The sequence below is a fragment of the Bacteroides sp. genome, from assembly GCF_028690125.1.
Taxonomy (GTDB): domain Bacteria; phylum Bacteroidota; class Bacteroidia; order Bacteroidales; family Bacteroidaceae; genus Bacteroides.
Window position 1 is genome coordinate 1 of the sequence record NZ_JAQVBV010000100.1, and the last position, 5,073, is coordinate 5,073.

Sequence of the window (5,073 nt, forward strand, 5' to 3'; positions counted from 1 at the left end):
TTGTGCAAATTCACTTTACCATAACAGATGGGTGTTTTTCTATATTTCAAGGCCTATATTGAAAATAAGATGACCTTAGAAGCAGCAAGGATTCAAAGCTGTTTTTGAGGTGCGAAAGTTGAGTTTTAAGAGATTTTTCCTAAACAAACGGGGCAAATAACTTTCATAGCACAGCCTCCTCTTATAATAACAAGGAAGAAGACCGTGACTGAACCATCACACAATTAACGTTTCGTTAATTGTGTGATGGTTAGTGTGCGGTCTTGAAGAACCACTCGTTTGTGCTTGAAAGATGGAACTTAAGGATACTTACTGTAGAGGTTGATGAACGTCAAGCTCGGGAATAGAAGGGGGGCGGGTATTGAAAGAATTTAAATCAAAGGCCAGCAGCGCAACTGAAGTGCCCCCTGTCAAGTAGACAGTTGAAAAAACAAAAGTTTAATGATGCCAACTTTGTGCAAAGGTTGGCATCATTTTTTTATGCAGCTGTATGCCCCCGATGTCGTCTATACTCTATCGGAGTCATGCAGTTGAGCCGCTTCTGATAACGATGATTATTATAGTAATCTATATATTCACTGACAGCATTTTCCAACTCATTGTATGAACTAAATTTTCTGAGATAATACATCTCTGATTTTATCATTCCCCAGAAGGATTCCATGGGACCGTTATCTATGCACCTTGATACCCTAGACATACTTTGTGTCATTCCGGCATCAGCAAGTTTTTTATGAAAAATCTTACTTGTATATTGAAATCCCCTGTCACTATGGACTAAGGGAGTTGCGTCAGGATATTCTTTGTGAGCTATGTCAAAGGTTTTAAAAACAAGGTTATTGTTGTTCGAGTGGCTAAGCACGAATGCGACAATGCTTTTATCTCCTAAATCCAGTATTGCGCTCAAATATGCTTTCTGTTCAAGGCCATACTTCATCTCTGTCACATCAGTAAGCCATTTTTCACCAAATTTAGTCGCTGTAAACTTCCTGTTTAGAATATTTTCAGCAGTGATTTCAGGTGTAGAGCGAAGATACCTCTTTCTTTTTCTGCGGCATACGGACTGAAGCTGTAAGAATTTCATTAGTCGATAAATTCGCTTATGATTTACAGTGAGGTTATGTTCACGATTGAGTTTAATCGTCATTTGACGATATCCAAGAATGCCATTACGCTCTTGATAAGCATCTTTGATCATCTGGATCAATTCTCTATTCATATGCTCATTAGCATTCTCATTTCTAGTTAGCCATTTGTAGTAAGAAGATCTTTGTATACCTGCAATTTCACAGAGTTTCTGTATTGGATAAGTTGCTATATTATGAAGGTCTCGGATCGCCAAATAAATAGTTTCATATTTTACCTGACTTAAAACCGCCACCTTTCTATTTCGTCGAGTTTTTTTAAGAAATCGATCTCCATTTGCTGCTTTTTGTTTTTGGCTTCAAGAAGTTTATTCTCAGCCTTTAGCTTCTCAAGCTCGGACATCTCATTCAGGTGCTTTCTCTTACCACGTTTATCTTGTAAAGCTTCGACACCACCCCCTTCATACTTGGTTGTCCAACTATAAACCTGCTGATAGGAAACTTGATATTTCTGTGCTGTTTCAGCATAGTTATTCTTTTGTTCGATACAATATTTAACGATTTCAACTCTTTCTTCACAACTTGTTCTGCGCCCTTTAGTCATGATGGGGACTCCTCCTGTTCCAGAAGATTTTAGTTCCTCATGACTACTATACTTTGAAATCCAGGCGCGTAGTTGACGACTTGATTTAATTGCGTATTTAATGCAAATATCTCGGTAAGAACCAATACCAGACAAATAATCGATTACAGCTGATTCTTTTAACTCTGACGAATAAGAAACGTTTTTTCTTGTTTCTATTAAGCCATCTAGTCCTAATGAGTGATAGATTGTTAGCCATTGTCTAATAGTCGTTTTGCCTACTCTTAATTGCTTTGCTAGATCGTTAATGGAAGATTCGGATCGTAGATATTTTTCAACCGCTTCAACTCGCTCTTCGTATGAAACCGTAAATTTTCTTCCCATAAAAATATGCTCCTCCTTGTGGTAGACAGTTTTTTTATTTCAACTGTCTACCACAAGGGGAGCATATCAAACTGGGATAGGTCCTTCTATTTTAGAGGTTAATGGCGATATATACATTGTCTAAATCTTCTTTGGTGATGCCGATATAACGCAAGGTTACGCTAGGCGCAGAATGATTTAGTAGCTTTTGGATGATTTCTAGGCTGACACCTTGCTTATAGGCATGATAGCCGAACGTTTTCCGCAAGGTATGGGTACCAACCCGGACGGTAACTACGACAGCTTGAGCGGCATCATTAATGATCTGGTAGGCTTGCTGACGGCTGATGGAGCCTGTTCCTCGACTGCCAGCAATTTTACGGCTGGGGAATAGGGGGCCTTCTTTTAGAGATTCTGCTTTCAAGTATTCCGCAATGGCTTTTTTGCAGGTAGCGGATAAGGGGAAGTCTTTTGTCTTGCCGGTTTTTTGTTCGCGTATGTTGATGCGCTCGCAGTCCTTAACTTCTTCTACGGTTAGTTGCAGTAAATCGCCAATGCGAAGGCCGGAGTTGATGCCCAGCGTAAAAAGAAGCCAATTGCGTAGGCTCGTTTCTTTGAGGTAGCGTTTCATATTGTCGATTTGCTTTTTAGAGCGGCTCGGCTCAACAGTTTTCATGATGAATCCTCCTAGCCAATGAATATGTCTCTTTGGTTGAAATTATGCGATTTGGCATATTTAAAAACAAGGGATAATCAAAAATGAAATATTGAAAGCCAGAAACCCAATAAGTATAAGGGTTTCTGGCTTTTTATGAATCTGTCAGAAGTACACTGAGTCAGATTGAAGGGGAAATACTTTTCTTATTGCTTCAATTTTAAAGGCATACGTTAAGAAACTTTCCCCAAAATGCATGTGCAACCTTCAACTAAAGAACGTTTGATTCGCATTCAAAAAGACAGGGGGTCAATTCCCCGCGCCTCCACCAGAATGAAAGGTATAACAGGAAATCACTGTGACACGTGTTCCAAGGACATAGATGTCCTCGCTTTACTTTAGAAATTAGCTATGTGAGTAGTGTCTGATATTGGACAGAGAAAGACTCGCAAATTTTCACCATGCTTTCGTTGATGGAAGATACAATTATTTACTCATTTTAAGTGAATCATATTAGCGTATGTTCATAAAAAATTTGCAGGATAAAGGTATCCAAGGTCTAATTTATTGGTATAAGAAGTTGGTGTGATTTTATTGCGGGGTGAAATAATGGCTGAAGTAAGCAATCCATTTTCAACAGGCGGTGGTGGAGTTAGCTTCGAGACAAAAATCCAATCGGCATTCTTAGCAACTATGCTTGTACAAGGGCGAGTACCGGCATTACCGGAGGGTACTATAGAAAAAATTAGATTTCAGGGCCGCCAAGCTGGATACTATACTGATGATCTTGTTGTTTTCTTTCGTTCTAGTAGAGGCATATCCCATACTTTACTAGCACAAATAAAACACTTTATCAATTTTTCAGCAACTGATAAAGTGTTTTTAGACGTTATTGAAAATGCATGGAAAGATTTCAATGGCCCTCTTTTTGAACAAGAAAATGGAGTGCTTTTATTGATTACTGGCCCGTTATCAGCTCGGGAGATAACGAACATTAGACCCGTGTTAGATTGGGCAAAACACTGTTTAAGTGCCAGTGAATTTCTAGATAAAATTAACGCAGCTAAGTTTAGTTCAGACGCAAAACGTTATTATACTAAACAAATTCGGGATGCAATCGAAAGATCAATCGGAAATCCGGTCTCCGATGAACAATTTTGGAAGTTCTTAAGGGTATTTGACTGGGTATCCTATGATTTAGATCAAGACCAAAGTGTAAATGTAAGTCACTTGCAAACTATGCTTGAAATTGCAAGGGGGCAAGGATGCGCTGAAAGTGTAGGTTCCTTCTGGGCACGCCTAATATGTTTTTCACAATCAGCTAACCAGAATGCAGCGACTGTTGATCGGGAGAGCCTTCCAATAGAAATAAAAAAGTGGGTTTCCGATGCAGCTGGTCGCCATGAAGATATTCGGCGATTGAAGGAACATACAGATCAGATTCTCGAAGATATCAACAATACTATTACAGTGGATAATCAGAGATTCCAAATAGAGCGCAGTGATATCGTTCAATTAATTAATTTGGTTGATGAACAACAGATTGTTATAGTCACCGGAGAAGCAGGCTTAGGAAAATCTGCAGTGGTGAAAACGTATATTGAAAGGCTAGATAATCGGATTCCTGTTTTGGCCTTCAAAGCGCAAGAATTTAATCATAGTAGTCTACATCAGTTTTTTAGTTCTTTAGGGGTCTATAGTAATATAAAAGACTTATCGTCCCGGTTAGGAATGATGCAAAATAAGATATTCTATCTTGATGGTATAGAAAAAATTCTAGAGTTGCCTGATCCATCAGCATTCAGGCAGTTCCTTCAATGGACAAAAAAAGACACAACAATAAAGCTGATATGTTCGTGTCGTTATCAAGCTGTCCAATCTCTTCAGCAGTTTGAATTTGCTGATTTAAATCCAGCCATATTATGGTTAGAATATTTAAGCGAAAAGGAATTATCTCCGATTCAAGAAATATGTCCGTCTATTAATTCTCTTTTAGCCAATATAAGAATCCAGCAACTTCTGAGGAACCCCTTTTATCTCAGCGTGGCATGTAAAATCAAGTGGGATGCAGAAGGAGACCCTTCTATCCTAACATTGAAAAGGTTTCGGCAAATTGTATGGGAGCATGTAATTGAGAAGAAAAGAGAGCAATATGGAGGCATGCCACTTAAAAGACGAAAAACTTTTATTGATATATCGGTTCGGAGGGCAAAGGCGATGGATGTTGCAGTGCCGCCTGGGGCATGCGATGCTGACTCTCTCTATTTAGCCCCCTAATGAAGTTGGAGTCTTGTCTCTAAATCGGATAGAATAAAAACAGAAGGGTGGAGACAAGATATGAAGGGCAAAAACTACACTAAAGAATTTAAAGAATCAGTACTGAATGA

Annotated in this window: 4 protein-coding genes; 1 reads left to right on the plus strand and 3 read right to left on the minus strand. The window is 38.9% G+C overall.

The window, feature by feature from the left end; translation table 11 throughout:
* Positions 1-478: 478 nt before the first annotated feature.
* The 3 genes from PHO71_RS25200 to PHO71_RS25210 all read right to left on the minus strand — a co-directional run bounded on the left by PHO71_RS25200 (position 479) and on the right by PHO71_RS25210 (position 2,707).
* Complete coding sequence (locus PHO71_RS25200) at positions 479-1,381, minus strand: IS3 family transposase (protein WP_300208939.1); 903 nt, start codon at positions 1,379-1,381, stop codon at positions 479-481.
* Positions 1,369-2,052 (minus strand): transposase, encoded by a 684-nt coding sequence (locus PHO71_RS25205; RefSeq protein ID WP_300208940.1) that lies wholly within the window; start codon positions 2,050-2,052, stop codon positions 1,369-1,371. Before PHO71_RS25205 ends, PHO71_RS25200 begins: the two co-directional genes overlap by 13 nt.
* A 91-nt stretch (positions 2,053-2,143) precedes the next feature.
* On the minus strand, positions 2,144-2,707 hold the full coding sequence (locus PHO71_RS25210; protein ID WP_300208941.1) for a site-specific integrase: 564 nt from the start codon (positions 2,705-2,707) through the stop codon (positions 2,144-2,146).
* 588 nt (positions 2,708-3,295) lie between these two features.
* Between PHO71_RS25210 and PHO71_RS25215 the strand changes: the two genes are divergently transcribed.
* The gene (locus PHO71_RS25215) at positions 3,296-4,963 is read left to right on the plus strand and encodes a hypothetical protein (protein ID WP_300208942.1); all 1,668 of its coding nucleotides are present in this window, start codon (positions 3,296-3,298) and stop codon (positions 4,961-4,963) included.
* Positions 4,964-5,073 lie beyond the last annotated feature (110 nt).

Excerpts from the sequence above, each read along its gene's own strand:
- PHO71_RS25205 (WP_300208940.1), bottom strand. The coding sequence starts at position 2,052 with ATGGGAAGAAAATTTACGGTTTCATACGAAGAGCGAGTTGAAGCGGTT.
- PHO71_RS25210 (WP_300208941.1), bottom strand. The coding sequence starts at position 2,707 with ATGAAAACTGTTGAGCCGAGCCGCTCTAAAAAGCAAATCGACAATATG.
- PHO71_RS25215 (WP_300208942.1), top strand. The coding sequence starts at position 3,296 with ATGGCTGAAGTAAGCAATCCATTTTCAACAGGCGGTGGTGGAGTTAGC.